Genomic DNA, 25258 nt, shown 5'->3' on the forward strand with positions numbered 1-25258 from the left:
GGAAGGAAATGAGTATAATGAAAAGTAGTTAGGTAAGCTAATTAAATGAAAGGAAGGAGAGTGAAAATGAATGGATTCAAAAAAAGGTGCTCTTCCTTTAGGGATTGAGCCTTATGCAGAGTTAATAAAAAAGACAGCATCAGCGGATACGGATCCAATCGCAGCAAAACTTGGTTTGTTAATGTTATGGACGTCTGATAATGTTCTTGATGCTGTTGACGTAGATTTAGCTCCGCTTGGTATTTCGGAAAGTAAATTAGATTTTTTACTGTTATTTATTTTGCGTGAAATGGAATCGAATGGGGAAGAAGTGAACATGAGTCCTTCGGATATTGCGAGTCGATTAGGGATTACACGTGCTTCTGTCACTGGCTTATTAGATTGGATGGAGAAACGAGAGTTAATCGTAAGATTCCATCATTCTGAAGATCGAAGAAGATTAAAGGTGAAAATTACTCCAAAAGGAAAAGAACGAGTTACGCATTCTTTACCAACTTTTTGGTTATCTTGCGCTTCGTTAGTTGATGACTTTAATCAAGAAGAGCGTCAAGTTTTAGAGAAGCTATTAAATAAAATGCAAGTAACTATGCAGGTGAAATTAGGAGAAGGTAGATAAAAAAGTTGATTGTGAGAGTCGACTTTTTTATTTAAACATATAATTAGGTTACCTTATTATATGTTTAGCTAATTTGATCAAGGTGGTGATATGTCTTTTAACGTAAACAAATTAAGTGAGTATTGAAGGAATGTCATTTTGAGTAATTTGCTTCAGATGTTTTAAACCGATGGGAAAAATCATTGTAAGGGGGAGATTGTATGATGGAAATATCAAAAGAAGTAAATAGTGAAAGGAATTATGCAGTAATGACAGCGGTGTTATGTTGGGCAGGTATGGTAGTTATGTCCAGCCTATATGTGACGATTCCTTTAAATGCTCTATTTTCAGACCTTTTTAAGGTTTCATTAGCGCAATCTGCGGCTACAGGCAGTATATTTTCTGTAGGCTTTGCTATAGGTTGTTTGTTATTTGGGGCAATCTCTGATAAATATGGGCGGAAGAAAGTGATTTTTTTCGGATTACTTGCGCTGTCGATTGTTTCTTTTTTATTAGGGTTTGCCGATAGTTTATTTTGGTTTGTTATTCTTCGAGGATTACAGGGGATAGCAGCAGCTACATTTTCTCCAGTAGCGTTGGCTTACGTTGTAGAAATGTTTCCAGTAGAAAAAAAGGTTACAACAATAGGATTTGTTAGTACCGGTTTTTTAGTAGCTGGAATTGCAGGGCAAGTAATAAGTACAGCTGTTAGTCAGCATTTTGGATGGCATATGGTGTTCTTTCTTCTTAGTATTGTCTATATCATTACTGCTGTATGGATTCATTATTCTCTTCCGAAAGGGGAAACGCCTCAATCCTATACTGATATTTTGGGACCAATTAAACAGATGGGTAAAGTTTTTACACATAAAAGCTTAGTATTGAGCTATATGATTGCTTTTGTTTTATTAATGGCTTTTGTTAATATGTATACTGTTTTAGGGAATTATTTGAGCTCTCCTACTTACAATTTAACTCCAGAACAAATTCTTTATTTTCGCTTAGCAGGGCTATTGGGTATGTTGCTGTCACCACTTGCGGGTCGCTTAACAAAGAGGTTCGAAGTAAGGCAAGTTCTTCAAGGCGGATTGTTGGTCTCTATTTTTAGTCTAAGTTCAATGGGCTTTATTTCGAACCTGCCGCTACTTGTAATGATGAGCGTCTGTTTTGTAATAGGTATTGCTATATCCGTTCCGTCTTTAGTTTCTCTTGTCAGCCAATTAGGAGGAAAATCAAGGGGAATAGCAGTTTCTATTTATACTTTCATTTTATTTTTAGGAACTAGTATAGGACCTATTATTTCTATTTATCTTATGAAATTAGGGGACTATGCTCAGACGTTTATTTTATTAGGATTGATACTCTTTATTGGTGTTGTTTCCACTCTTTTTATTCAAATAAAGGAATCCAAGGATCTTTAATATGCTCAACTAATAAAATATGAATTTGCCCGCGATGATGATAAAAGTGTGCAACGATTTCAAGTAACCATTCGAATCGAGAGTAAGAAATACCCCAATAAGCAGTCATAATTTCTGCTAATTCTTCATTGGAATAGGATAAAAAAGTTTTAGAAAGTAAATCGTACCCTTGTATCATCGTTTGTTGCATTTGAGTAATTGTTTCTGGTGTTTGTTCTATATAAAAGGTATGTAATTCTTTTTCTGTAATACCATTTAATATGAGTAAATCAGCATGGAAAATAAGGGAAAGATGTGTACACATTTCAAATAATGACCGCTTTGATTCAATCGGTTGTATTTTCAAATCACTTTCAGTATATTGGTTCAGTATTTGAATGGAAGTATCGATAGCAATTTTAACTTGATTCAATGCAGATGGAACAAACATTGTAATTATTCTCGCCTCCGTATATAATAATTTCTTAAGGGTATTATATCATACTCAAAATTCCGAAAATTCTAGTAGTTTGACTAGCATAGTGAAAAGTATTATATTGTAAAAGGTCATATGAAACGTGAAATAGAATGGAATGTAATTATTGAGTTAGGAGTTAGACCAATGAGCTTGAAATATGGAAGAGATACAATTGTTGAAGTTGACTTAAATGCTGTAAAACATAATGTAAAAGAATTTAAAAAACGTGTGAATGATGAAAATATTGCAATGATGGCTGCTGTAAAAGCAAATGGGTATGGTCATGGGGCAGTTGAAGTTGCGAAATCGGCTATTGAAGCAGGAATAAACCAACTTGCAGTTGCATTTGTAGACGAAGCAATTGAATTAAGAGAAGCTGGAATCACTGTACCTATTTTAATTTTAGGATATACACCAGTAGCAGCTGTAGAAGATGTAATTCAATATGACGTTATGATGACTGTTTATAGAGTAGAAGATTTACATGGTATAGATGAAGTTGCAAACCATCTTCAAAAGAAAGTGCGAATTCATGTGAAAATTGATACAGGAATGAGCCGTATTGGTTTACAGGAAGAAGAAGTTAAACCATTTTTTGAAGAGTTAAAACGTATGCGATATGTAGAAGTAGTAGGGATGTTTACACATTACTCTACCGCTGATGAAATAGATAAAACTTATACAAATATGCAAACAAGTTTGTTTGAGAAAGCTGTAAATACAGCGGAAGAATTAGGAATTCATTTTCCATATATTCATAGTTCAAACAGTGCAGGATCAATGGAACTTAGTAACACATTTCAAAATATGGTTCGTGTCGGTATTGGAATTTACGGTATGTATCCTTCAAGAGAAGTGGATCATACAGTTGCTTCCTTACAGCCAGCGTTGTCTTTAAAATCAAAAGTAGCTCATGTTAAACATGCGAAGAAAAATCGTGGTGTTAGCTATGGGAATACGTATGTAACAACGGGTGAAGAATGGATTGCAACTGTACCAATTGGTTATGCTGATGGTTATAATCGTCAGTTATCTAATAAAGGGCATGCATTAATTAATGGAGTTAGAGTACCTGTTATTGGTCGTGTTTGTATGGATCAGCTTATGCTGGATGTTACAAATGCAATGCCAGTACAAGTAGGAGACGAAGTTGTATTCTACGGCAAACAAGGTGAAGAAGAAGTTGCGGTGGAAGAAATAGCAGATATGTTAGGTACAATTAACTATGAAGTTACATGTATGTTAGATAGAAGAATTCCACGTGTTTATAAAGAAAATGATGAAACGACTGCGGTTGTAAATATATTAAGAAAAAATAAAAAAGCTGAATCGTTATGATTCAGCTTTTTTGCTTTTGGCAAATGAAAAATGTTCTATTTGCACCGTGTAGTTGTATATTGTTAAATCCTACAGATTTTAAAGAGGCAATAATTTCGTCTCTAAAATAACATGCTTCCTCGATAGAAAAGTCACTCCTATTCCAATAATCCATAATAATCATACTTCGTCATGATTTCAAATCCACACTGTGTATAAAGTTTTAAGGCATTGTTATTTTTCGTTTCGACGTCTAGTTCAATTGTTGAAACTCCTTCTGTAATAAGTGTATGTACCATATAACTAAGAATATCTTTACCATATCCTTTACCTTGATAAGAAGGATGAACTGCGAATCCTGATAGTGTAGTAGATTGCTCTTGCTCAGTAACGGTAATGGTTCCAATTGCTTTTTCATTAATAAGAGCAATGTAAACTTGATGAGAAGGTGAAGTCATCATCTTTTGTAGCCATGTAGCCATGTAGACGTATTTGCTGCCGAATCTCCAAAAGCTTCACTAGCGATTTCTATAAGATCAGGAAGTAATTCAGAAGATGCAACGGTAAGATTAATATTATTTTTCATTGTTTTTTGTACTTCGTTTATTTTGAACTCCATACCGTACTCGCTATATAAATAAGGCAAGTTCATTTGTTTTGCAAATGATTTCCCTGAAATAGAGTCACCATTAATTATAAGAAGGGCTTCATCTGCTTCTCTTTTTTTTATTTCTTTCATGGCAGTTTGTAAAAGGGTAGTGCCTATATGTTGTTTTCTATAGTTTGGATGAACAAGCATTTTAAAGTACCAATTAGTACATTTTTACTTGCTGTAAATGCGGTTATTTTTGTATTTGTTGCTATTTTATTTTCAATTGAGCAAGCGATGTTCTCATTAGCAATTTTCTATATTGTTACGAAGATGATTGATTTCATATTAGACGGTATTAATCAAGGAAAGAGCGTCATGATTATTTCGAATAAAAATAAAGAAATTGGCGAACTGCTTATGAAAGAATTACAACTGTCTGTTACGTATCTACATGGAGAAGGTGGTTTTTTAGGAGAGCACCAGAGAATTATTTATTGTATTACAAACCGTTTCATTTATCCGAAAATGAAAGGTCTCGTTCTCTCTGTAGATCCAAGTGCTATAATTGAAGCTTCTTATTCAACAGAAACAACTGGTGTAAAGCGTCCAGGAAGGAAAGCGAGATCAGGGCAAGTATCAGAAAAATAGTGAATGAAAATAACTCCACGTAAGTATAACTTGCGTGGAGTTATTTTTAGTTAGGGAACCAGACTCTTTTCAGTAATTTGACAACAGTTTCGATACAATCTTCTGGAATACTACCAAAACCGAGTAATACATACGACGCCTCCCTTAAATTATGAACAGAATCGTATGTTGAGAGAGGGTACAACTTAATGCGTTGTTTCGCAGCGACATGAATAAGTTCTTGTTCGTTCATTCCATTATGAACGTGAAGTACGATATGAAGTCCTGATTGTTCGCCGAGTATTTGAACACGAGATTTCATTTCATTTTTGATAGATTTAACTAGTAATGTATGCTTTCTTTTATATAACGTACGACTACGGTTTAAATGACGTTCCCAATCACCTTTTTGAATAAAGGTGGCAAAAGCGAGTTGTTGCAGGGTAGAAACCGTTTGTTTAAACATGCCACCAAGTTCTTTATAGATTTTTAAAAGATGAGGTGGTAAGACGATATATCCCATTCGTAAAGAAGGTAAAAAGGATTTCGAGAAAGTTCCCATATAAATAACACGTTCCTTTGAATCCAGTCCTTGTAAAGAAGGAATAGGTTTGCCTACATAACGAAATTCCCCGTCGTAATCATCTTCAATAATATATCCTTCGCAATCATTGGCCCATTTTAATAGTTCGAGTCTTCTAGATAAAGGCATAATTATTCCAAGTGGAAATTGGTGAGATGGAGTGACGTATGCTACATTGGCACCTGATTCACGTAAAGCTGAAATGTGAATCCCTTTATCATCTAAAGGGATAGGATGAACGGGAAGGCCAGAACTTTGAATCATAGCAGTTACACGGTGAAATCCAGGGTTTTCGATTCCGTATTCTTTTTTTGAACCGAGCAGTTGAATTAATAACCAAAGAAGAGGTTGCGTACCGGCTCCGATAATAATTTGATCAGGTGAAGAATGTACCCCGCGGGCATGATATAAATACTTTGAAATATGTTCTCGAAGAACGAACTCACCTTGGGGGTCTTCTTTAGCAAATAATTCATTTTCGTACTGAAATAAAGTTTCGTTTAAGGCTCTTTTCCAGTTTGTGATCGGAAAAGCTTTTTGATCAATAAGCCCTTGGCTACAATCATAGTCATATCGTGATTCTATATTATTGTTAGTTTTGTACGACATATTTTGTTCATTTTTTGACATGATATCAATATCAACTTCCGCAACAAAAATACCCCGTTTCGGTTTGCTTTCTACATATCCTTCAGCTATTAATTGTTGATAAGCAGATTCAACAGTAATACGGCTAATATTAAGTTGTACTGCTAAATTTCTGTGAGATGGAAGGCGTATGCCGGCCGGGAGTGTTCCTAAAGAGATTTCTCGTTTCATATAATCATAAATTTGTAAGTAAATTGGTGTTTTACTTTCTAATTGCAGTGGAATAGTAAAATCCATTTTTGCGTTCTCCTTTAAATACTGGCCTTATAAAAAAGAATTGAACTGTCACTTAAGAGAATGACAGTTACTTTCTATAATGATGATATAACATTTAGAAAATTTTATAAACAGTTAGGGGAGAGGCATATTGAATATTAGAGAAGTAATAACAGAAACAGATTTATATGATGTATTACCCGTATTACAACAATTACGAACGAAACTTTCAAAAGAAGAAGCAAGTTCTTTATTTCGAAAAATGAAAGAAGAAAATTATAAACTACTTTCATTATGTAATGAAAATGATGAAGTTGTTTGTCTTGCTGGTGTAGCGATTTGTACGAATTTTTATAATGAGAAACATGTTTTCGTATATGACCTTGTAACTGCAGAAGCCCACAGATCAAAAGGGTATGGTAAAGTTCTTCTGTCATATATAGAAAAATGGGGAATAGAAAAAGGTTGCAGTTCTATCGTTCTTACATCAGCGTTTCCAAGAGTTGATGCGCATCGTTTTTATGAAAGAGAAGGGTATGATAAAGTAAGTTATTCTTTTTATAAAGAGTTATAATATTAAATAGGTTCTGTGTGTAAAAACATATGGAACCTATTTTTTATTTAGATAAGAGCTATGAAAAGGTCTAATGATGTATTTTGTCGAATAGATTCTAGAAAATAATAAGGTGATATGGAATTTAGAGAATGTTAGGAGCGTTTATACGTGGAAAAAATAAAGAAATTAGTAATCCCTAATAATGTTAGAGTGATCGTAATATCGGATATCCATGGAGAATTAAAACTCTTTAAGGAACTATTACATAAGGTGAATTTTAAAGAAGAGGACTATTTAATTATTAATGGTGATCTTTGTGAAAAAGGAAGAGATAGCATCGGTGTAGTCAACTACGTAAAGGATCTTGTAGAGAACAATTCAAATGTTCATGTTGTTGAAGGAAATTGTGAAGTCGTAGTTGAAGCGATTGTAAATGAGAACCCTGCGCTAATTAATTATTTATGTACGAGAAAAAATACAATATTTAATGAATGGTTAGAGCAATTGAACGTTTCCGTTAATGAAGAGACTGATATTCGTGTAGTGAAAAATATATTAATGAGTCATTTTTCAAAAGAAATAAAGTGGTTAACAAAATTGCCAACTGCTATTGAAACAGAGGATTATATCTTTGTGCATGCAGGGCTTGAAGATAGAGTAGATTGGAAAGAAACAGAGCGGAAAAATGCGATAGCAATGCCGGAGTTTTATAATAAATCACATAGAACAAATAAGTATGTAGTAGTTGGGCATTGGCCTGTTGTGAATTATTCTGAAGAAGCGCCGTCTAACAATCCAGTTATTGATAAGGAGAAAAAAATTATTGCAATTGATGGAGGAAATGCGATTAAAGAGGCAGGGCAATTAAACGCATTTATCATTCAGAGGACACCTAAAGGTGATGCGTTTTCTTATACATATGTAGACTATTTTCCGGAGTATGAAGTAATAGCAAATTTTAATGCGGATTCAGAAATGCATGGCGGGGTTACATATCCGTATTATTACATAGAGCCTGTGGAGAGAATGAAAGATTTTACTATATGTAAACAAATAGAAACAAATGAACTACTTCATGTGAAAAATGAGTATATAAAGCAACTTGAATCAGGTGAGTATACAGTGAAAACGGATATTTCTTGTGCCCAAATAGGCGTTAGAAAAGGGGATATTGTTTCTGTCATTGATGGTAGCTGCATGGGATATGATTTAATAAAAAAAGACGGTGTAGAAGGCTGGATAGAGAAAGGGATTCTACTTGAGATAGAAAAGAAGGGAAATAAAATATTTAGCTAAAATAGGAGGGATATAGCCTCCTATTTTTTATTAACTATGTTACGAGTTCGTACTTCATCTAAATTTTTCCGAAGTTCCGTTTCTAAATTAAACTCGAAAAAATTAGCGAACTAACATAAATAATTCGTATCTTATAACAAAAGTATACAATATAATAAAGGGTTTTTGTTTTGATTTTTCAGAAAAAACATTATAATTATTTATGAAATAAAGAGAGATGTAGGAGGAAATTATGCAAAACGTTATATTAAAGGGGAACAAAGTTACAATTCGTACAATAGAAGAATCAGATATAAAAACATTATGGAATCTCGTATTTAAAGAAGAAAATCCAGAGTGGAAAAAATGGAATGCACCGTACTTCCCGTTCTCAATGCAAGGATACTCGTCCTATAAAGAAAAGATGCAAACTTGTTTAAAAGAAGAACCGTTATCAAATCTTATTGTGGAAAATAATGGTCAAATTATTGGGGCAGTAAGTTTTTATTGGGAACATAAACCGACGCGTTGGTTAGAGATGGGAATCGTTATTTATGACCCAGCATACTGGAATGGTGGCTACGGTACAGAAGCATTAACACTATATAGAGATTTGCTATTTGAAAATATGGAGATTGGTAGAGTTGGGCTCACAACTTGGTCTGGCAATGAAAGAATGATGAAAGTAGCGGAGAAAATAGGAATGAGCTTAGAAGGTAGAATGCGAAAATGCCGATATTATAACGGGACATACTATGATTCTATTCGAATGGGAATGATTCGTGAAGAATGGGAAGTGCTATGTGTAACGAAGGGGTGAGGAAGCATGTACGCTATTATTGCTACACTTGATTGTGTGTTCACTAATAAAATTAGAGAATTGCAAAATGAATTAACAAATATAATTGGAACAAATCCACTAGCCGGAGTAGAACCACATATTACATTGGCTGATTATAATGAGTTAGATGTTAATTTATATACTGAGAAGTTAGAGGAGTTTGTAGTTTTTCAAGAGAACATTGCTGCTGTAACTTTTCCTTCTGTTGGAACTTTTCCTACTAATAGAACGATCTTTCTAGCACCAACCATTACCGATGAGTTATTAAGACTTCATCATTCTTATCATGATTATTTCAAAGTTTTTCATGATAATCTACAGTCATATTACGTACCAGGAAAATGGGTTCCGCATTGCACGATTGCTAATGGGTTAAATTCAAATCAATTTTTAAGTGTAATGGAATATATATATGAAAAGTTTGATGTTACACTAGCTTCGATTGAGAAGTTAAAATTAATTAAGGTAAATTATGAAGATGGTTCTGCCGTTTCTTCTAGTATTTTAGCAGAGTGTAATTTAAAGAGAATGGAGACATCGAGATGACATATGTAATTAGAGAAATGAAGCAAGAAGATATTCATGCTGTACAAAACGTAGCGAAAATAGCTTGGCATGATACTTACGAAGGAATTATTCCGGGAGAGATTCAAGACAACTTTTTAAATGAAGCGTATTCCGATGAAAAAATGAAATATCGCCTTGAAAATACACATTTATTTGTTGCGGAAGAAGAGGGAGAAGTAATTGGCTTTGCAAATTTTTCACCAATTAGACTGCAAAACGAAGCAGAATTAGGTGCAATTTATTTGTTGCCAGATCAGCAAGGGAAAGGGATAGGGACAGCTTTGTTACAAAAAGGGATCACGACGTTAAAAGGGATTCGAAAACTGTACATTCATGTAGAAGCGGAAAATGAAAAAGGAAAACGATTTTATGAAGCAAAAGGTTTTGCGGCTTTAGAGCAATTTGAAGAAGATTTCGAAGGGCATATGCTGCAAACAGTGAGAATGGTTTTATACATATAAGGAGGATCAGAAATGAAAATCTTTGATTTCAGTGAAAAAGTGGGAGAGCATATATCAGCATTTCAATCTAATTTTATAATGTCAAAAATATTAAAACATCAAGGGAGTATACATATCGGTTCTATGCATCTACAACCGAATGGAGTTATTGGATATCATGAAGCAGTTGTATCTCAACTGCTTCTAATTGTACAAGGAGAAGGATTTGTTTGCGGATCAGATAAAGAAAAAGTGAAGATAGGAGCTGGACAAGCTGCGTTTTGGGCGAAGGGCGAGTTACATGAAACGAGTACGGAAAAAGGATTGATGGCAATTGTAATTGAGTCAGACGGTCTTGAAAATGGTATTTCAATGATGGTTAGAGGGCAGGAAGGAGAAAGGAATGATTACAAAAGCGGATGAGGAAGAAACGAAACAAATATTACATTATGCAGCTCAATCACTTTTCGAAGGAACGAGAGGAAATTGTCAACTAAGTACGGAAAAAGCGATTGAAATTACAGAACCTTTAGTAGAAAAAGGGGCATATTATTTAGTCATTAAAGAAGAAGATAAAGCAATGGGATGGATATTAATAGGAGAAAATACCGACTATTTTTCTCGTGAAAAACTAGGGTTTATATACGAATTGTATGTCTTTTCAGAGCATCGCGGAAAAGGATTGTCAAGAAAATTAATGGAAGCTGGGATTAAGGAGTTGCAAGAGAAATATTCAGAGATTCGTTTGAACGTATTTGCTGGAAACTTTGCAAAAGAAATGTACGAAGATTTTGGCTTCGTTGAAAGACAAGTAATCATGACTTTGAAGTGAGAAAACGATTTTAAGTGGGCGAAGAAACAAGAGAAAAATGAGTATGTAATTTGTAAAGGTTATATTCTGAATTTTGGGTAAAAAAGGTTTTCTTTTTAATATTAAATAGAAGTAGAAACGCTTAGCAGTCCTTTTTTTAAAAAATAGTTAAATTCATATTATATAATATAATGTTATTATGTTAAAAGAGAAATTTTGGGAAAATATCATTTTTTTATTTAGAAATTTTTAAATTATTGTTATAATCAATTTGTAGAATTGATTTTGGGTTAATTTTACTATTTTTAAATTTTAAGGGGGATTTAATAATGGCAGGACAAATTCGTATGTCACCAGAGGAGCTTAAATCAAAAGCGACTCGATATGGACAAGGTGCAAATCAAATTGAGGACATTTTACGTCAGTTACAAAACTTACAAAATGAATTAAGAGGAGAATGGGAAGGTCGTGCTTTCGAAGGTTTTGATCAACAGTTCAATCAATTAAAACCAAAAGTACAAAACTTCGCAGAGCTATTACAAGAAATTAATATGCAGCTTAATAAAACTGCAGAGGCTGTTTCTAGACACGACGAAGATCTTTCTCGTAATTTCGGTCTACAATAAAAACGGGTAAAAAGAAACATGTAATTTAGCCATGCAACTTTCGTTGTATGGCTAAATTGCTTTAAAACTATAGTAAGATAAGGAGTCCTTAACTTAATAGACTCGCAGCCGCAGGAGTGATAAGTAGTGAAAAAGTTTAAGTGGAGCATCTTGTTGTTTATTATTTTAGCTCTTGTGCTATCAACAGGAGTCTCCTATTTAGCATTAAATCAAAATGTTAAGAAAGCTAATGAGAATAGCACGCCAAAAATGACAGTTGCATTAGTAAATGAAGATCAAGGAACTGTATTTGAAGGGAATAAAATAGCGTTTGGAGATCAATTTGTTAAAAATGTAAATAAAAATACGAAACAAGAATGGTACGTAGTTAGTCGCGGAGTAGCAGAAAATGGTTTGAAAAATAATAATTACAATATGATGATTGTAATACCTAATGATTTTTCTAGGAAGGCCGTTGCGATTGATTCAGAACTTCCAGAGAAATTAACGTTAAACTACAAAGTAAACGCGACTGGGAATAAAGATTTGAAAGCTGAGGCTGAAAATACAGCTTCTATGATTTTAGAGGACTTTAATAAACAAATAATTGATGTTTATTTTGCAAGTATTATCGGAAAGTTGCAAGGCGCACAAGATAATATAGGTAAAATAATTGAAAAAGGAAGCACTCAAACCAATATGTACAAAAAAGATGTACATAGCCCGTTGGCAAATTATACAAATCAATTTAAAACGGTACAAGACTATACAGGGATTTCTGTTAATAGTTTTAAAGGATTTCAAGATGTATTAAAAGGGTTTGGTCAAACATTAGATGAAGGAAATAAATCTAATAATACTTATTTGGAAGGTTTTAATAACTTTCAAAAAATACAATCTGATAATAATTTGTTAGCTAATAATTTTTCAAGTCAATTTAATCAATTTATGAGTGAGATGAGTGCAGGCGATGCTTTAAAGCAGTTAAGCACACTGGAATCGGCAAATAAAATTATTGCAAATCAATTTACGCTTTCAGAGAAAGAACCCAATATTTTAGCAGATGCTTCAGCAATTCAAAAATATTTAACAGATGTAAAAAAACAAGTATCAGAATATGATACAGAACTTGCAGGGAAGTTAGAGAGTGACATTCAATCAACGATAAATAAACGATTACAGAAGTCTCTTTCAAATGATGGGCAACAAGAAGTAGTTATAAATACGTTAATGAGACAACCAGATGTTCGAATAAAGCAACAAATCGAGAATTTAATTACGAAATTACCTAGTTTAAATATGGAAGAAATAGTTCAAAGTGATTTGCCAGATGAAACGAAATTACAACTGAAAAATGTAATTCAATTTACAAATAAATATAATAAAGAAAATAACTTTAATTATGATTCTGTAAATAAAATCTCTTTAGGAAATTCAATTAAAGAAGTAAAGAATAGTCTTTCTAAGGATGGAATTATATTCAGTGATACAGCGAAAGTAATCAAAATGGATTCTTCACAAACTATGAACATAAGTATTCCAAGTGGCTTTGAATTATATGGAAGTACAGGGTCTTTGTTTATTGATGATGTGGATCGTACAAGTGAATTTCTGCAAAACGGAGCAGTTACAATACCTGCTCGTAATGAAGGGGATTTAAAAATTAACCTTCATGTGAAGTTAATAGATCCAAGCATTAATATAGATGTTTTCTCTCCAGTAACATGGGAATGGAGATTAAATGGGAATTACGAAAAAGAAACTAGTTCTGGAAAAGAAGAGCCTAAAAAAGAAGAACCTAAAAAAGAGAATGAAGGAACACAATCCGAAAATAGCAAGGTGGAAAATGTAGTTAATAAAACGCAGTATGGAATAATGCCGCTAGTACACACTGCTAAAAAAACTATCATTCAAAAAACGGAACAGGATAACAATGGTAACGGAGGAACCCCTGAAGGCGGAACGGGGACAGATCCAGGAGGAAACCCAGGAGGCGGAACGGGAACAGATCCAGGAGGGAACCCAGGAGGCGGAACGGGAACGAGATCCAGGAGGAAACCCAGGAGGCGGAACGGGAACAGATCCAGGAGGAAACCCAGGAGGCGGAACGGGAACAGATCCCCAGGAGGCGGAACGGGAACCCAGGAGGAAACCCAGGAGGCGGAACGGGAACAGATCCAGGAGGAAACCCAGGAGGCGGAACGGGAACAGATCCGGAGGAAACCCAGGAGGAACGGGAACAGATCCAGGAGGAAACCCAGGAGGCGGAACGGGAACAGATCCAGGAGGAAACCCAGGAGGCGGAACGGGAACAACGGGAACAGATCCAGGAGGAAACCCAGGAGGCGGAACGGGAACAGATCCAGGAGGAAACCCAGGAGGCGGAACGGGAACAGATCCAGGAGGAAACCCAGGAGGCGGAACAGGGACAGATCCAGGAGGAAACCCAGGAGGCGGAACAGGGACAGATCCAGGAGGAAACCCAGGTGGTAACTCAACGGTTATTGAACGAACGACTAATCAAGTTGTACATCAAAAAACAGAAAAATTAACAACTAATACATCTAATGTACTAATTAAAGAAGCAGTAGATACTGTTCAAAGTTACCAAGGTTTACTTAGTCTGTACCAAATGTATTATGGGATTGACTTAAGAACGAAAGATGTAGGTCCTAAGCTAGAAGAGGGAAGTTTAGATGCAATTGCGACTGATCACTCTCTGTACTATTTATTAAACAAACAAAGCTTAGTTGATTTAATTTCAAATCTTGTTTCATCTAATATTACTGCAGAAGTAAAGCAGGATATGACAGGGTTAAAACAAAAAATAGACTCCTACCAACAACTTGTTTCTAATGCGGATCAAAATTCAATGCTACTAGCAGAGAAATTAAATGAAACATCGCAGCAAGCAAATAGTATGAATCAAAATTTAGGGGAATATTTAAAAGGTTTAGCGACATGGCGTGAGAATAGTTTAAAGCTAGTTGAGGGACAGCAAGTGTTAACGACTAATAATGCTGGTGAGCAAACGGCCACATTATCGTTAGACTCTGGTATTAAATCATTAATGATGCAAAGTCAATCATTAGTTGAAAGCTCAAAACATAGCTTAGCATCATCAGACGATGTATATAAAACATTTGATCAAATTAATGGACAAGCTAAGGAAATTCAAGATAGCGGAACAACCATTGTGTCAAAAGCAGATTCGTTATTAAATGACTTCACAAAGAAAATGGAAGATGATAAATCATTCTCGAAAAACTTCACGAAAATTTTGGCTAATAGCCGTATTGGTGAACGTCAAAATGAGATGTTATATCAATTTTTATCTAGTCCAGTACAGAAACAAAATGAAGGTGTCATTGTAGCTGGTAATGCCTTTACACCATACTTAATCGTATTAGCATGTTTCATCGTTTCGCTATTTACAGCATACGCAATTGCGAATCAAGAAAAGAAACGAACGCAAACAGATCACTTTGAAGAAAGATTCTCGTTAATCGATATGAATGTACCAACTACAGTAGTAGCATTCGGTATATCGATAGTAGAAGGTATTAGTATAGGGGTCATTTCTGGACGTATGCTACAGTTCGGTCAGGATCAAAGTTTACTGTGGATTGCGTTTATCACAATCATTATGATGGCGTTTGTATTAGTTTCAACATACTTATTGCGACAAATGAAAATGGTAGGGATGTTTATATTATTAGTATTTTTAAGTATGTACCTATTTTTAACTGAAGCAGTTGGAAGTAAAGTAGATCAAATGTCATCTGTAGGAAAGATACGTCAATTTTCACCCCTCCAGTATATAGAAGGTTTTCTGAATGATTTTATTAGTGGTAAAGATACTGGAAAAGTAATTTTTATTGTGTTGTTTGTAATTGCCATTATTGGATTGGTTAGTAATCTATTTGTATGGCATAAGAAATGGGAGGAAAAAGAAGTAAATGATCAAACAATGGAGCATAGTGGCTAAGTTATCATTTATCTGTTTCCTTTTACTGTTTGTCGCGCTACCGATAAGGAGCGCGGCTGACAGTTATCTTGGTGATGATGGAAAGATAAACTTTAAAGTAGACCGCGTTGAAGAAAAGGACCAAGAAAAAAATAAAAAGGAACATAAGGAAACAGAATTAGATAAAGCATCGATTGAGTTATTTAACAAAGAAATAGAAGAAGAAATTAAGAAAAAGAAAAAGAAAGAACAAAAAGAGATGGAATCTTTACGAGATTCTCTTTTTATAAAACAAAAAGAAATAAGTAGTGTTAAAGATACGAAAAATAGTTTGTTTAGTAGTGAATACGTTGTGAGAAAAAGCGCAGATGGAGTAGCGAGTAATCAAACAATGAATGAAAAGCCAATTAGTACAACAATAATAATATTGTTTGGAGGCGGCATTGTACTTATTTGCATCGGTATTTATACGGTTCTTCGCAAAAGTTGGAGGTAAGGTAATGGCGATACAAACGCATATTAACGTAACAGTAGATTTTAGTAAATGGAATGGAAATACATATGATTTACGTATTCCAAATCATCAATCTATTAAATATTTATTGAAAAATTTATTAGATACGCTAAAGATTGATAATCATGAAGGTTCGCATTTTGTAATAAAAGTAAAAAATAAATCGATTGTTTTAACAGATAGTGATCGTTTAATAGATCATCAAATAACAGATGGGGATATTTTACAAGTTTTGTAAAGAATATTACCTGTTTTTAGTTTTTTACAAAAAACAGCTTTGTTATTATGGTTTATAAACAAAAGGAGAAGAGGATAAAAATGACGGAAAAAACAATTCAAATTGATTCAATGAACTATCAATTTCAAATAGAAAAAGAAATTTGGAAATTGGAAATGACAAAATCTCAAACGCGTATAAAAGATTTCCGTCAATTCGATATAATTACGGGCGCATCATCTGAGTTTGTACCATTAACGATAGAAGAAACGGATGATATGTTTACGTTTATATTTCAAGTGGATAAAAAATTATATAAGTGGGACGATCTTGGCCGTTTTGGAAGAAATGAGAAATTAAGACTGCTTCGAAATATAGCGCAGTTTCGTAAATACTTAAATAAACGAATAACGTTCTTTTTACATCCAGACAACATAGTTTTTAATGCTAATTTAATACCAAGTATTATACATAGAGGAATTCGAGATATTGTTCCACCAACCCCGTTGTTAGAAGAGCAATTTTTAACACAGTATAAGTGTCTAATCATTGCTTTATTCTCCCAAAAGCATAATTTTGATGATTTGTATGCTGGGTTACTAAAAGATGCAAAAGAAACAACATTTGAACAAACGGTTGCTCAAATGGAGAGCCTAGATGCATTACTGCAGTTTCTTGATGACAGCTTTGAGAAGGAACAAGCAAAAACAGAAAAAAACATGCAGTTAGTACATAAAAAGAGCTACAAATCATTTAAATATTTAGCTTTTTCCTTCATAGCGGCGACAGTTATTTTAGCTGCTCCTTTAATATATTTCACTTTTATAAAATTTCCTTATCAAAATAAATTATTAGAAGCAAATGCGAGTTTCATAGCAACTGATTATGACCAAGTAATTACGCAATTAAATGAAGCGGAATTTGAATCATTACCGATTGCTTCTAAATATGAGTTAGCATTTGCATACATTACAGCTGAAAAACTAGATGAAGATCAAAAAAAAGCAATTATGAAAAATATTAGTTTAAAAAGTGATGAAAAGTATTTGCTTTATTGGATGTATAACGGAAATGGTAATTTTGATAAATCATTGGATTTAGCTAAGACTCTTGATGATCCGGAGCTTATTATGTACGGCCTTGTTAAACAAATTGAATCGCTGAAAAATAATCCGGATTTGTCAGGAGAAGAGCGTGATCAAAAGTTAAAAACATATGAGCAACAATTAGATGAATATAGAAAGAAATATGGTAAGTCATCAAGCGATAAAGATTTGTCGAACACAGAGAAAAAAGAATAAGAAAGCACTTGATGAGACAGTTGAAAAGGAGCAGTGAACGCGCATGGAGCAACTATTAGTATTGACTTATGGAGACAGAATATATAAGAGCACATTACATCCAAAAGAGCAATCAATAGTGTCGATTGGAAAAGAGTGGACAAATGATATTACGAATCCAAGTTTAGAGAAAGAAATAGAGTTAAACTGGAATAATGAAGTAAACGCTTGGATGGTAGAAAGTCAATTAATAGAATTCAACAAAGAATTTGAAATTGGAAAAAATCAAGGCGTGAGCTTAAAAGTCTTTATATCTATTATTGGCACAACTAAAGTGTTTGATATAGGAACGAAACATTCTCTTACAATCAGTCAAAATAGTTATGATGATATCGCTATTACAGGGAGTAGCGTAGATTTAATACTGTCTCGTGAAACGTTGTATGATTCTTTTAAAGTGAACGTATATGACGGGGCTGTATTTCATAATTATACGAAGCTAAATGATAGCGTTATGTTAGAAGCGGGAGACCAATTATATTTTGATGGTGTTTTGATGGAGATTGGCAGTGAAGATATTCAAGTATTGTCCGCAGAAGACAACGTGAAATCTACATTACCTATTTTAGTAGAATCAGAAACGAATTATCAAAGTGGTTATCCAGACTATCATCGTTCACCACGTATTATTTATCGTGAACCAGAAGAGAAAATGACAGTTGCGAAACCATCAAGTAAGCCGACAAAACCAACTGAGCATTTAGCAAGAATAATCGCACCTTCTCTTGTCATGATTGTTGTGACAGTATTACTCGCTATTTTTATGAAATATGGTCTATTTATATTAGCATCAGTTGCAATGACTGTAGTAACGATAGTTGTTTCTGTCACATCATATATAAAAAATTTAAAGCAATATAAAATCGACATTATTGAACGTGACAAAAGTTATAGAGATTATATAAAACAAAAAACGAAAGATTTACATGCAGAAAGTGAAAAACAACGCCATGCATTACAGTATCATTATCCGAATGTTGAAGAAATACGTAATATGGCTGTTCAAGTAAATCCACGTATTTATGAAAAAACAATGCAACATCATGATTTCTTAACATTCAGTGTTGGAACGGGACAAGCTAATACTAGTTTTGAAATTCAATTTAATGAAGAAGAGTTTAGTCAAACGAAAGATGAGTTAATTGATATAGCACGTGAACTAAGGCAGCGTAATCTTTCATTAGACGATGTACCAGTCGTAACAGATTTAATGAATGGACCAGTCGGATACATTGGGCAGCGCTCTTTAGTACTAGAACAATTACAATTATTAGTCGTACAAACTGCTTTATTCCATAGCTATTATGACTTGCAGTTTATTACTATTTTTCCTGAAGAAGAAAAAGAGAAATGGGATTGGATGCGCTGGTTACCCCATGGAAGTGTTCGCGATATAAATGTACGTGGATTTGTATACCATGATCGTAGCCGAGATCAGGTGTTAAATAGTTTATATCAAATTTTAAAAGAGAGAAAACAAAAAGTAGATGAAAAAAGTTCTACAAATGAAAAACTGTATTTCGCACCACACTATATCGTACTCATTACAGATGAAAAACTAATTTTAGATCATGTTGTTATGGAATTTTTCAATGACGATCCGAGTCAATTAGGTGTATCACTTGTGTTTGTTCAAGATGTTATGCAAAGTTTACCAGAGCATGTGAAAACGGTAATTGATATAAGAGATGCAAAGCAAGGGAACATCATCTTAGAACAAGGAGAGCTTGTTAACCGTCAATTTAAATTGAATCATGTACCGAAAGGGTTCAATTTAGAAGATGTTTCACGAGCACTAGCACCGTTAAATCATTTGCAAAACTTAAAAAATAGTATTCCAGAAAGTGTAACATTTTTAGAAATGTACGGTGTTGAGAAAGTAAAAGAACTCAATATCACAAGTCGCTGGGAGAAAAATGCAGCGCATAAATCTTTAGCTGTACCACTTGGATTACGTGGTAAAGAAGATATCGTAAACTTAAATTTACACGAAAAAGCACACGGACCACACGGATTAATAGCAGGTACAACAGGTTCAGGTAAATCGGAAATTATACAATCGTATATTTTATCTCTAGCAGTCAATTTCCACCCTTACGAAGTGGCCTTTCTACTAATTGACTATAAAGGCGGCGGTATGGCGAATTTATTCAAAAACTTACCGCATTTATTAGGAACAATTACGAACTTAGATGGAGCACAAAGCATGAGAGCGCTCGCATCAATTAAAGCTGAATTACAAAAAAGACAACGATTATTTGGTGAAAATGATGTAAACCATATTAATCAATATCAAAAACTGTATAAAGAAGGCTTAGTAAGTGAGCCAATGCCACATCTATTTTTAATTAGTGATGAATTCGCGGAATTGAAGTCAGAACAACCAGAATTTATGAAAGAGTTAGTTTCAACAGCACGTATCGGTCGTTCGCTCGGAATTCATTTAATATTAGCTACACAAAAACCGAGCGGTGTTGTAGATGATCAAATTTGGAGTAACTCGAAATTTAAACTAGCATTGAAAGTTCAAAATATGTCAGATAGTAATGAAATTTTAAAAACACCAGATGCAGCTGAAATTACATTACCAGGACGTGCTTACTTACAAGTTGGGAATAATGAAATTTATGAACTATTCCAATCAGCTTGGAGCGGAGCAGACTATGTAGAAAATAAAGAGGATAAAGAACATTTAGACGCAACGATATATGCAATAAATGATCTAGGACAATATGAAATATTAAGTGAAGACTTAAGTGGACTTGGTAGTAGTAAAGAAGTAATAAGCGTACCATCTGAGCTAGATGCTGTCATTGACTACATTCACGATTACGCAGAAGTAAATGAAATTGAGGCATTAGCAAGACCGTGGTTACCACCACTTCCAGAAAGCGTATATTTACAAGACTTACACGCTATTCAGTTCAAAGAAGCATGGACGAAAGAAAAGAAACCATTAAAAGCAACAGTTGGTCTACTAGATCAGCCTGAATTACAATCACAGACGCCGTTAACATTAGATATTAGTAAAGACGGGCACGTGGCAGTCTTCTCAAGTCCAGGTTACGGAAAATCAACATTCTTACAATCAGTCATTATGGATGTAGCTCGTCAGCATAGTCCGGAGCATTTGCATGTGTATTTATTAGACTTCGGAACAAACGGTTTAATGCCATTAAAATCTTTACCACATGTGGCAGACATCATTACATTAGACCAAGTTGAAAAATGCGAGAAATTTCTTCGCCGCATAGAAGACCTATTAAAAGATAGAAAGCAATTGCTAAGTAAATATGGCGTTGCGAGTCTTGAAATGTATGAGAGAGCTAGTAAAGAAGTATTACCAACAATATTAATTACGTTAGATAACTATGATTCTGTTAGAGAAGCTGGATTTGTCGAAGACTTTGAACGCATTGTTGCACAAATTGTACGTGAAGGGGCAGCGGTAGGAATTCATTTAATGCTTACGGCTACGCGTCAAAATGCATTGAGAGTACAAGTAAATACAAATATTAAACTACAAATTGCTCTATATATGATAGATGAGGCAGAATCTAGGGCTATTGTAGGAAGAACGGATTTAAAAATTGAAGAATTAGCAGGCCGTGGTTTAGTTAAAATTGACGAACCAACAATCTTCCAAACAGCTTTACCGACAGATGGAGAAGATGTCCTTACTCGAATTGAAAATATACAAGCTGAAGGAAAAGAGATGGATTCCTTCTGGGATGGAGAAAGACCGAAAGCAATTCCTATGGTTCCTGAAGTTCTGGAATACAAAGAATTCATTGCATGGCCAGAAACAAGAAAAATTATTGAAGCAGGCAAACTAACATTTGGTGTAGAGACAGAAAACGTTACACCTCTCGAATTAGATTTAACGGAAGCATCTAATATTGTTGTAGGGGGAATTAAGAAAGATGAAGTTGAAAATGTAGTTCATCAATTCCTTCAACAGTTAGCTGACAGTGGACACTTTGACCTAGGTTTAATTGATACAAGAACACGCAATTTCTCAAACTATAGAGAGAGCGCTGCTTTATATGTAGCTGAAAAAACAGGAATTGAGAAAACGATTAAACAAGTTACAAATGCTTATAAATCGAGAGAAGCGGCGTTTAAAGAGGAGCAGGAAGCATCAAGTGAAACAGTGAACCCAGCTGAATTTATTAAGAAATTTAAGCCGATTGTAATCGTAATTGCAGATGTAAATGATATTTTAAGTAATTTAGAAGATAGTGATATATATAGTTTAGCGGAATTAATAACAAATGGTGCATTTATGGGCATCCACTTCGTAATTGGCTGTGATGTTGATTCAATTGACAGTCGATACGATTTAGTTTCAAAAACAATAAAAACGCAATCTCATGTTATTTTACTTAGAAAATCATCAGGCCAAATGGTCTTTGATGTATCTAATAAAGATTTAAGTAGTACAAAATTAAATCCATTTGAAGGGTATTTTGTTGAAAATCGTTTTGCTACTAGAATTAAAGTGCCAACTATTTAAGGGGGGATTTGCATGGGGATAGAGGAATTAAATAGTCAAAAATCTGGTTTATTAAGTAGTATAAGTCATCAACAAGGGCAATTGGCTGAATTACAAATGAAACTACGAAGGCTAATAACTGCTAAGGGGAAATTTGTAAATAATCTTGAAGCAATTAAACAAAATCAAGAGCAGTTTAAGTCTTTAGAAATAAACGAGAGTAGTTGGAAAGGGCAAAGAGCAACTACTTTTAAAGAAACGTATGAACAACAAGTCATTTCGAATTTAGGGAAGTTTATCGGAGAACTAGGGAGAGTGCAAGAAGACATCGATCAAGCTATACGGCGGCTTGAAAGAGAAATCGCTACATGTGAGTCTAGTATTCTTTCTTTAAGTAGAAGTGTTTCAATGGTTGACGCTAGTATTCAAGTAGAAGTACAGAAGGCGGGGAAATGATAAATGGGGGAAATTAAATTAAATAAAGGGGTATTTGATGCGAAAGTAAGTGAATTGAAAAGTAGTGCTAGTGATTTAGGAAAAACGAAATTTAATGATATGAAGTTGAGTCGTACTAATTTGACGAGGTTGATTCAATATTGTGAAGCAATTGAAAAGTTATCTCAAAAAGTGCAGCAATATGAACAGATATTAGAAAATGACTTAAATAAAATACAACAAACCGGGGAGAAAATAGTCGAAAAAGACGAACAACTTGAGAAGCAATTAAGGATCGGTTCAATTCATCATGCTATGAAAAATTAAAATAGGGTGGGAGAAGCGTGGATAAAAATATAGAGTTACAAGAAGTAAAAGAACTTCAAAATAGATTTCAAGCAAGTGCCACCGAGTTGAATCTACAGTTTGAATGTTTGATGCAAAAAATACTTGATTTTACAGAGATTAACTCTTTTCAAGGGAAAGCTGCTTCTGATATTAAAAATTATTTATCTACAGTTCATGGAAGTGTTATTTTTAAGTATATGGAAGCAGTGGAATTATTAAAAGAACAATTTCAAAAAAGTATTAATGATTTCAATAGTACTGTTGACAGTGATGCTGATACGAAAATTTATGGAATTTACTTGGATGATGTAAAGAAAAAAATTAATGGGTATAGTGAAGGATTTAATCTATCTAATGACCAAGCAAGACAAACAGTGGGGTCTGTTAGCGACATCATCGCAATTCAATATCCATCATCAGCAGGGATCATGGAAGGGTCTATAAAAAGCCAAAAGGAAATTAGTGACACTTTAGAAAAATTAGAAGCTTATAATAGTAACCAAAGTGACCTACAAACATTTCAAGAAATGATACGTGAGTTAGATGATGGAATGAATCGAGTACAAGCTTATGGCGGGGATTTTTCTAGTGATTCAATAGAAAAAATAATGCCCGAAGAATGGGTAGCAGCAACAGTTGTGACTTCGAAAGCTTGGATAGGCGGTGTTAATAAAGGAAATAAATGGGGAAAAGGAGTGATATCTTCATTTTTGCGCTACCATTATATGAAAAAAGTTTTAGGGTTTGGTACGCAGTTTGACATTATAGATGGTGAGGGACAATTTTTATTAAAAACAACCAAACCGAAACAAATGGTAGAAGCTCTTGAATTTTTAAAGGCTGATAAGAACGAGGATCATATTTTTAAATTTCTTAAAGGTAGAGTAGAAGAGTATTTAACTGGTTGGATGAGGCCAACTGATCCAAAAGTAACAGATAGAGAAGTAAGAATAGCGAAAAGAGAGATTGTGGAATTACCGGAATTCACAGCGTATAAAGATTTCAAACTAGACTGGAAGAGTAATGGGTTCGTAAAAGCTGTTGGAAACAAATCTTGGAGTTCACTCAAAACAGAACTCGTAAAAGGTATTACTGATTTGAAGCCTTGGAAATGGAAGGATACACTCAAAGAATTAGGTGGAGTAGGGAAAACAATGAAAAGTTTTGGGATAGCTGGATCTGTTCTTTCCGTTGCAAATAATGTTGTAGAGGCTAGCGATAATGCTAAAAAGAATGGTGGTTGGCAATTACATGACGTAGTGGATATAGCAACGGATTCAGCGGTAGATGTTGGAACAACTGCTGGAGCAGCTGCAACTGGTGCTGTAGTAGGTTCATTTTTTCTGCCGCCTATTGGGACAGCAGTTGGAGCAGCGGTTGGGATAGGAGCTACATTTTTAATGAATGAAAAATTTGAAACTTTTGGAGGAGAAAGTTTGGTAAGTGGTACAAAAAAAGGTATAAAATCAGTGACTAAGAAGATTACATCTTTATTTTGGTAATATAATATAGTTCGGGGAAAGGTGGAGTTAACAAATGTGGAACATAAAAGAAGAAGATTTAGATGAATTTAAAATAACATGTAGACATCGTTTAAGCCCTGAAGGAGCTATGTTGTTTATGTTTGGTGGAATGCTTTATAGTTCGTTATTGATGCTTTTTATTTTTGTAGCATTAATTAGATTTGGCTGGGATTACTATCCGACTCTTTTTGACACAGTAATAGTTAGAATGGAATTGTTGTTATATAGCCTACAAGTAATCTTTTTTATTATATATCTGATCCCTAAGGTACGTTTTAAATTTCAAAAGCTCCAGACATTGGTGATATTATTATATGCGTTTCAGTTAGGTACTATAGGTCTTACGGCATTTGTTCTTCCAGGGATGAGTAATTATTCTATTAATTTTATTACGCTTATTTATGTAGGTTTACTAGTATTAGGAGCAATACTTGTTCATGGTGTAACAACAGTTGATACTTTTAAACAAGCAAGTAAAGGTGCATTTAGTATGGGAGAAAGATCTACTTCATTTTTTAATAAGGCAAAGAAAAATGTAATGTTTGGTGTGGCAATTTATGTACTAATTCTTCTTGTTTTAATTTATATACAAAATAATTACTCATTGAGCATAATGTTTGGTTACTTTATATTTACGTTCATCATGTACGCGATAGCCATAGGCGCAGCTGAGTTCCAATTATTAGCCTATTGTAGATTTAAATTTCCATCATTTTATATTTCATGGGAAGAACATGAAAGAGAACGCCAGGAATTCTTAAAGCGTTATAGAGAGAGAGAAGAAAAGAAAGAAAAAGAAATAAAATGAGTTGAAAATTGCTCAAATCTTAATAGGATATATGTTATAAACTTGATGACTATTTATGAA

At 34.0% G+C, this 25258-nt stretch carries 22 protein-coding genes and 4 pseudogenes; 21 read left to right on the forward strand and 5 right to left on the reverse strand.

Translation table 11 applies throughout. The features are described 5' to 3' along the window. Positions 1–70: 70 nt before the first annotated feature. Together MHB76_RS10100 and MHB76_RS10105 are read left to right on the forward strand one after the other, a co-directional pair. Positions 71–616, forward strand: a complete 546-nt coding sequence (locus tag MHB76_RS10100; protein ID WP_002158132.1) for a MarR family winged helix-turn-helix transcriptional regulator — start codon at positions 71–73, stop codon at positions 614–616. A 203-nt stretch (positions 617–819) separates the two neighbouring features. Further along, entirely contained in the window at positions 820–2016 is a 1197-nt protein-coding gene (locus MHB76_RS10105) for an MFS transporter (RefSeq protein WP_078173795.1), read from the forward strand. Here the strand turns inward: MHB76_RS10105 and MHB76_RS10110 are convergent. Next, positions 1985–2446: a DinB family protein gene (locus tag MHB76_RS10110; RefSeq protein WP_078173776.1), complete on the reverse strand. Its 462-nt coding sequence runs from the start codon at positions 2444–2446 to the stop codon at positions 1985–1987. The genes MHB76_RS10105 and MHB76_RS10110 overlap by 32 nt on opposite strands. A gap of 171 nt (positions 2447–2617) precedes the next feature. Here MHB76_RS10110 and alr point away from each other — a divergent pair, with 171 nt between their 5' ends. Beyond that, entirely contained in the window at positions 2618–3811 is a 1194-nt protein-coding gene (alr, locus tag MHB76_RS10115; protein ID WP_078173775.1) for an alanine racemase, read from the forward strand. 1 nt (position 3812) lies between these two features. Here the strand turns inward: alr and MHB76_RS26285 are convergent. From MHB76_RS26285 to MHB76_RS26295, 3 genes and pseudogenes are all read right to left on the reverse strand, one after another. Then, positions 3813–4272, reverse strand: a pseudogene (locus MHB76_RS26285) (GNAT family N-acetyltransferase). Further along, positions 4248–4529 (reverse strand): hypothetical protein, encoded by a 282-nt coding sequence (locus MHB76_RS26290; RefSeq protein ID WP_439823126.1) that lies wholly within the window; start codon positions 4527–4529, stop codon positions 4248–4250. The pseudogene MHB76_RS26285 and the gene MHB76_RS26290 overlap by 25 nt, the downstream one beginning before the upstream one ends. A gap of 9 nt (positions 4530–4538) precedes the next feature. Further along, positions 4539–4589: pseudogene (locus MHB76_RS26295) on the reverse strand (GNAT family N-acetyltransferase); the annotation flags it as partial. Here MHB76_RS26295 and MHB76_RS10125 point away from each other — a divergent pair. Then, positions 4572–5030, forward strand: a pseudogene (locus tag MHB76_RS10125) (YitT family protein); the annotation flags it as partial. The pseudogenes MHB76_RS26295 and MHB76_RS10125 sit on opposite strands and share 18 nt — an antisense overlap. Before the next feature lie 46 nt (positions 5031–5076). Here MHB76_RS10125 and pdxR read toward each other — a convergent pair. Further along, on the reverse strand, positions 5077–6477 hold the full coding sequence (gene pdxR / locus MHB76_RS10130; protein WP_016104640.1) for a MocR-like pyridoxine biosynthesis transcription factor PdxR: 1401 nt from the start codon (positions 6475–6477) through the stop codon (positions 5077–5079). A gap of 130 nt (positions 6478–6607) precedes the next feature. Here pdxR and MHB76_RS10135 point away from each other — a divergent pair, with 130 nt between their 5' ends. The 17 genes and pseudogenes from MHB76_RS10135 (at position 6608) to MHB76_RS10215 (ending at position 25198) form a co-directional block, all read left to right on the forward strand. Next, positions 6608–7030: a GNAT family N-acetyltransferase gene (locus tag MHB76_RS10135; protein ID WP_016104641.1), complete on the forward strand. Its 423-nt coding sequence runs from the start codon at positions 6608–6610 to the stop codon at positions 7028–7030. 150 nt (positions 7031–7180) lie between these two features. After that, positions 7181–8308: a metallophosphoesterase gene (locus MHB76_RS10140; RefSeq protein ID WP_016104642.1), complete on the forward strand. Its 1128-nt coding sequence runs from the start codon at positions 7181–7183 to the stop codon at positions 8306–8308. Between the two features lie 232 nt (positions 8309–8540). Then, complete coding sequence (locus MHB76_RS10145) at positions 8541–9107, forward strand: GNAT family N-acetyltransferase (RefSeq protein ID WP_016104643.1); 567 nt, start codon at positions 8541–8543, stop codon at positions 9105–9107. Positions 9108–9113: 6 nt separating this feature from the next. Next, the gene (locus MHB76_RS10150) at positions 9114–9674 is read left to right on the forward strand and encodes a 2'-5' RNA ligase family protein (RefSeq protein ID WP_078173774.1); all 561 of its coding nucleotides are present in this window, start codon (positions 9114–9116) and stop codon (positions 9672–9674) included. After that, positions 9671–10156 carry a GNAT family N-acetyltransferase gene (locus MHB76_RS10155; RefSeq protein WP_078173773.1) on the forward strand — a complete coding sequence of 162 codons (486 nt, stop codon included), beginning with the start codon at positions 9671–9673 and terminating at the stop codon, positions 10154–10156. The genes MHB76_RS10150 and MHB76_RS10155 overlap by 4 nt, the downstream gene beginning before the upstream one ends. A 12-nt stretch (positions 10157–10168) precedes the next feature. Continuing rightward, complete coding sequence (locus MHB76_RS10160; RefSeq protein ID WP_078173772.1) at positions 10169–10558, forward strand: cupin; 390 nt, start codon at positions 10169–10171, stop codon at positions 10556–10558. After that, positions 10539–10967 carry a GNAT family N-acetyltransferase gene (locus MHB76_RS10165; RefSeq protein WP_016104647.1) on the forward strand — a complete coding sequence of 143 codons (429 nt, stop codon included), beginning with the start codon at positions 10539–10541 and terminating at the stop codon, positions 10965–10967. Before MHB76_RS10160 ends, MHB76_RS10165 begins: the two co-directional genes overlap by 20 nt. Positions 10968–11275: 308 nt before the next feature. Next, positions 11276–11572, forward strand: a complete 297-nt coding sequence (locus MHB76_RS10170; protein WP_016104648.1) for a WXG100 family type VII secretion target — start codon at positions 11276–11278, stop codon at positions 11570–11572. A gap of 153 nt (positions 11573–11725) precedes the next feature. After that, positions 11726–15539 (forward strand): annotated as a pseudogene (gene esaA, locus MHB76_RS10175) (type VII secretion protein EsaA). Continuing rightward, a complete protein-coding gene (gene essA / locus MHB76_RS10180) occupies positions 15511–16014 on the forward strand; it encodes a type VII secretion protein EssA (protein ID WP_078173770.1) in 504 nt (167 codons plus the stop codon). Before esaA ends, essA begins: the two are co-directional and overlap by 29 nt. 4 nt (positions 16015–16018) lie before the next feature. After that, entirely contained in the window at positions 16019–16270 is a 252-nt protein-coding gene (locus MHB76_RS10185) for an EsaB/YukD family protein (protein WP_033714701.1), read from the forward strand. A gap of 80 nt (positions 16271–16350) precedes the next feature. After that, entirely contained in the window at positions 16351–17550 is a 1200-nt protein-coding gene (essB, locus tag MHB76_RS10190; protein WP_078173769.1) for a type VII secretion protein EssB, read from the forward strand. A 43-nt stretch (positions 17551–17593) separates the two neighbouring features. Next, positions 17594–22105 (forward strand): type VII secretion protein EssC, encoded by a 4512-nt coding sequence (gene essC / locus MHB76_RS10195; protein WP_340986371.1) that lies wholly within the window; start codon positions 17594–17596, stop codon positions 22103–22105. A gap of 12 nt (positions 22106–22117) precedes the next feature. Continuing rightward, the gene (locus tag MHB76_RS10200; RefSeq protein WP_000510565.1) at positions 22118–22540 is read left to right on the forward strand and encodes a YwqH-like family protein; all 423 of its coding nucleotides are present in this window, start codon (positions 22118–22120) and stop codon (positions 22538–22540) included. A gap of 3 nt (positions 22541–22543) precedes the next feature. Then, a complete protein-coding gene (locus MHB76_RS10205) occupies positions 22544–22846 on the forward strand; it encodes a TIGR04197 family type VII secretion effector (RefSeq protein WP_078173767.1) in 303 nt (100 codons plus the stop codon). Between the two features lie 17 nt (positions 22847–22863). After that, positions 22864–24369, forward strand: coding sequence for a T7SS effector LXG polymorphic toxin (locus MHB76_RS10210; RefSeq protein WP_078173766.1), 1506 nt, complete (start codon positions 22864–22866; stop codon positions 24367–24369). Positions 24370–24403: 34 nt separating this feature from the next. Further along, a complete protein-coding gene (locus tag MHB76_RS10215) occupies positions 24404–25198 on the forward strand; it encodes a hypothetical protein (protein WP_078173765.1) in 795 nt (264 codons plus the stop codon). The last annotated feature ends 60 nt before the right edge of the window (positions 25199–25258 follow it).

The sequence above is a fragment of the Bacillus sp. FSL M7-1345 genome (assembly GCF_038006985.1).
Lineage (GTDB): Bacteria > Bacillota > Bacilli > Bacillales > Bacillaceae_G > Bacillus_A > Bacillus_A cereus_U.

Coding starts and splice junctions, on each gene's coding strand:
- MHB76_RS10165 (WP_016104647.1), top strand. CDS start 10,539: ATGATTACAAAAGCGGATGAGGAAGAAACGAAACAAATATTACATTAT.
- MHB76_RS10150 (WP_078173774.1), top strand. CDS start 9,114: ATGTACGCTATTATTGCTACACTTGATTGTGTGTTCACTAATAAAATT.
- MHB76_RS10100 (WP_002158132.1), top strand. CDS start 71: ATGGATTCAAAAAAAGGTGCTCTTCCTTTAGGGATTGAGCCTTATGCA.
- alr (WP_078173775.1), top strand. CDS start 2,618: ATGAGCTTGAAATATGGAAGAGATACAATTGTTGAAGTTGACTTAAAT.
- MHB76_RS10200 (WP_000510565.1), top strand. CDS start 22,118: ATGGGGATAGAGGAATTAAATAGTCAAAAATCTGGTTTATTAAGTAGT.
- MHB76_RS10105 (WP_078173795.1), top strand. CDS start 820: ATGGAAATATCAAAAGAAGTAAATAGTGAAAGGAATTATGCAGTAATG.
- MHB76_RS26290 (WP_439823126.1), bottom strand. CDS start 4,529: ATGAAAGAAATAAAAAAAAGAGAAGCAGATGAAGCCCTTCTTATAATT.
- MHB76_RS10145 (WP_016104643.1), top strand. CDS start 8,541: ATGCAAAACGTTATATTAAAGGGGAACAAAGTTACAATTCGTACAATA.
- MHB76_RS10160 (WP_078173772.1), top strand. CDS start 10,169: ATGAAAATCTTTGATTTCAGTGAAAAAGTGGGAGAGCATATATCAGCA.
- MHB76_RS10215 (WP_078173765.1), top strand. CDS start 24,404: ATGTGGAACATAAAAGAAGAAGATTTAGATGAATTTAAAATAACATGT.
- MHB76_RS10110 (WP_078173776.1), bottom strand. CDS start 2,446: ATGTTTGTTCCATCTGCATTGAATCAAGTTAAAATTGCTATCGATACT.
- MHB76_RS10155 (WP_078173773.1), top strand. CDS start 9,671: ATGACATATGTAATTAGAGAAATGAAGCAAGAAGATATTCATGCTGTA.
- essA (WP_078173770.1), top strand. CDS start 15,511: ATGATCAAACAATGGAGCATAGTGGCTAAGTTATCATTTATCTGTTTC.
- MHB76_RS10170 (WP_016104648.1), top strand. CDS start 11,276: ATGGCAGGACAAATTCGTATGTCACCAGAGGAGCTTAAATCAAAAGCG.
- MHB76_RS10205 (WP_078173767.1), top strand. CDS start 22,544: ATGGGGGAAATTAAATTAAATAAAGGGGTATTTGATGCGAAAGTAAGT.
- MHB76_RS10185 (WP_033714701.1), top strand. CDS start 16,019: ATGGCGATACAAACGCATATTAACGTAACAGTAGATTTTAGTAAATGG.
- pdxR (WP_016104640.1), bottom strand. CDS start 6,477: ATGGATTTTACTATTCCACTGCAATTAGAAAGTAAAACACCAATTTAC.
- essC (WP_340986371.1), top strand. CDS start 17,594: ATGGAGCAACTATTAGTATTGACTTATGGAGACAGAATATATAAGAGC.
- essB (WP_078173769.1), top strand. CDS start 16,351: ATGACGGAAAAAACAATTCAAATTGATTCAATGAACTATCAATTTCAA.